This is a genomic window from Citrobacter sp. Ce104, from assembly GCF_030334595.1.
In the GTDB taxonomy this organism is placed as follows: Bacteria; Pseudomonadota; Gammaproteobacteria; order Enterobacterales; family Enterobacteriaceae; genus Citrobacter; species Citrobacter europaeus.
Genome location: NZ_JAOWDP010000018.1, coordinates 1 through 278 on the forward strand (window position 1 = coordinate 1; position 278 = coordinate 278).

Below are 278 nucleotides of genomic sequence, written 5' to 3' on the forward strand. Positions count from 1 at the left end.
TCCGGCAGGTTTTGATAGTTGGCCTTATAACCTTCCGTTAAATGGGCTAAAGATGCTTTCATAAACACCACCGTTCCCCACGCAGCACCTGGAAACTCAGGACTGGTATGACCGTCCACATACTCGCCACCGGATTTATGCCTGCCTGGTCTGTAGAGATAATATGTGTCATCAAAGTATTGATAATCTATACCCGGACCACCCGGCGCCAGACGCGGGTCGTCAAAAGGGTATGAGCTCATATACAAATGTCCTTGTGCAGTGGAAATAAATGCCTG

Annotated in this window: 1 pseudogene; it reads right to left on the reverse strand. The window is 48.2% G+C overall.

Annotated features, from left to right (window positions below):
• Positions 1 to 278: pseudogene (locus OGW16_RS01360) on the reverse strand (T6SS immunity protein Tli3 family protein); the annotation flags it as partial.